1 protein-coding gene and 1 pseudogene are annotated in these 2184 nt (G+C 52.2%); one reads left to right on the top strand and one right to left on the bottom strand.

The features are described 5' to 3' along the window. Positions 1–313: 313 nt before the first annotated feature. Positions 314–1171 (bottom strand): glucose PTS transporter transcription antiterminator GlcT, encoded by an 858-nt coding sequence (gene glcT, locus CV945_RS16710; protein ID WP_095859080.1) that lies wholly within the window; start codon positions 1169–1171, stop codon positions 314–316. Positions 1172–1334: 163 nt separating this feature from the next. Here glcT and CV945_RS16705 point away from each other — a divergent pair. Next, a pseudogene (locus CV945_RS16705) lies at positions 1335–2092 on the top strand (alpha/beta fold hydrolase). The last annotated feature ends 92 nt before the right edge of the window (positions 2093–2184 follow it).

Raw genomic sequence — 2184 nt, 5'->3', positions numbered from 1 at the left:
TTGGTATGGTGAGTGATGTGTTTGACACCCCTGCATCATACCAAGAGGGCTTTTTTTGATCAAGTCCCCGGAAAAGCTCCTAACGGGAATGCTCCTTTAGGTTCCTTTTCTTAAGTTTTGCAGCAAACAGCCGATTCATGTATCGAAAATGGAGCGGACGCTTCCGAGGGGCATCGGCGCAATAAAAAAGGCATGACTAAAGAGAGGCAAAAAGAACGCTTACAACAGCGCGCATACATTCGCAGCTGTTGCCGCCTTATTTGCCCTCTTTACTCATGCCTGATCGAGTCAGTAACACGTAAAGCGAGACAACCTATGCAGTTGTATTGTTCTTTTTCTCCGCCAGCCGTTGCAAATGCAACGTCAAATAGACCGCCTCGGCATCGTCCGCCGGCAGATGAAGCGTTTGCTGCATGACCTTAACCAACTTCCATGCTAGATTATAGCACAATGGATACGCTTCCTTCAAGATTTTCGACAAATTTTTTGGTTCTTCGACTTTTTCACCTTTTTTCATCCGCTCAATCGCATAGCGCAAATGGCGGACGAAACGCAAATAATGAACGCTCTCGCGGTCGATGTCAACGCCAAGCTGTTGCTCGACGATCTTGACAAGGTCAGCAATGAGCTGGGAATATCGATTCGCTTCCGACACGCTTTGTTTCGAAATCGCGCTATGAATATGAAGAGCAATAAAGCCTGTCTCCCCTTCAGGCAGGGAGACTCCGAGCTTTTGTTCAATCGTGCGGGCCACTTCATGGGCAATTTCATATTCCAACGGATACAAGTTTTTCGTCTCAGCCAAAAACGGGTTTTTGACGTCCAATCCTTGCTCAAGCCGCTTTAATGTAAAGGCGATATGGTCCGTCAGCGCCACATGGATGTGCTCGTCGAGCGGTGCGCCCACGCGTTGCTGAATATGTTGAACCACCTCGCTCATGAGGGCGATGAATTCTTCGCTCAATTCCGGAAGCAGCTTTTTGTATTGCTCTTGTTCGCGTTCGTTTTTGAGGACGAAACATTTTTCCACGGCACTTTCCGCAATTTCATCCCCCTTTTTTTTGCCGAAGCCGATCCCCTTGCCGAGCAGGACGACTTCGCCATACTGGGAGTGGAAAGCGATTAAAACGTTGTTATTGAGCGCCTTTTCCACACGGAACGACTGCTCCATCGGGCCCCCTCCTTTCCGTGCCGCCTGTCCGCCGTTCATCCACGTGACTAATTATAAATCGGAAAGCCGTCCTTCTCAATGAAAAAAAGATGGAGGTTTTTTGGATGGGAGGCTGTTCTTCTTTCCATACTATAGAGGGCGATGCCGTGAAGGGGGGATTCGCATGCCATACATTTCCATCAACAGCCGCGTCCGTCTCTATATTATGAAGAAAAAGGGAACGGAACACCGCTATTGTTCATCCATCCCCCTGGGATGGGGCATGTCGTTTTTTGCCGCCAAAAGCCGCTCGCCCGCGATTTTCGCCTCATTTTATACGACATGCGCGGCAACGGGCGAAGCAGTCCGTCGGATGGACCGATTACGGTGCCGCTGCTCGCCGATGACGTCTCGGTGTTGCTTCGCTCCCTCGGCATCGGGCGCGCGATCATTTGCGGCTACTCCAGCGGCGGGTCGGTCGCACTTGATTTCGCCCTTCGCTATCCACAGCATGTGAAGCAACTTATTTTGATTGGCGGATTTCCTGAAGTGTGTACCCCGCTGCTGTGGGGTGAGTTTTGGCTTGGCATTTCCGCCGCCAAACTCAGAGCCATCCCACTGCTCTCCTTGGCGCTCGCCCTCGGGCACGGAACAAACCAGCGCGAGCGGCGGCTGTTGAGGCGGTACGCCCAGATGGCCAACAAGCGGGATTTAGAGGCCGCGTATCGGGCTGGGCTCGTCTACCGCTGCACGGAGCAGCTCTCCTCCCTGCGCCTGCCGGTGCTGCTCATTTACGGAGCGCGCGACCGTTACATTCATTTCTATATCACCATATTTCGCCGCTATGTGCCGCATGCTGGCGTTGTGTTGATCGACCAGGCCCGCCATCAAATTCCGACCAAACATAGCGAGGAGATGAACCTCCCCCACTTACGCCTGTAGGCGTTGAAGTGGGGGTTTCTTGCCTTTTTCTTTCCGGGTGTTTCACGATACACCGGGTTTCCCGTGTATCTCGTGACCAAGCACGGAAACAC

The organism is Geobacillus sp. Manikaran-105 (genome assembly GCF_002809955.1).
In the GTDB taxonomy this organism is placed as follows: domain Bacteria; phylum Bacillota; class Bacilli; order Bacillales; family Anoxybacillaceae; genus Geobacillus; species Geobacillus thermophilus.
The sequence above is the reverse complement of the archived record's forward strand: the minus strand, read 5'-3'. Positions and strand labels throughout refer to the sequence as shown.

Excerpts from the sequence above, each read along its gene's own strand:
- glcT (WP_095859080.1), bottom strand. The coding sequence starts at position 1,171 with ATGGAGCAGTCGTTCCGTGTGGAAAAGGCGCTCAATAACAACGTTTTA.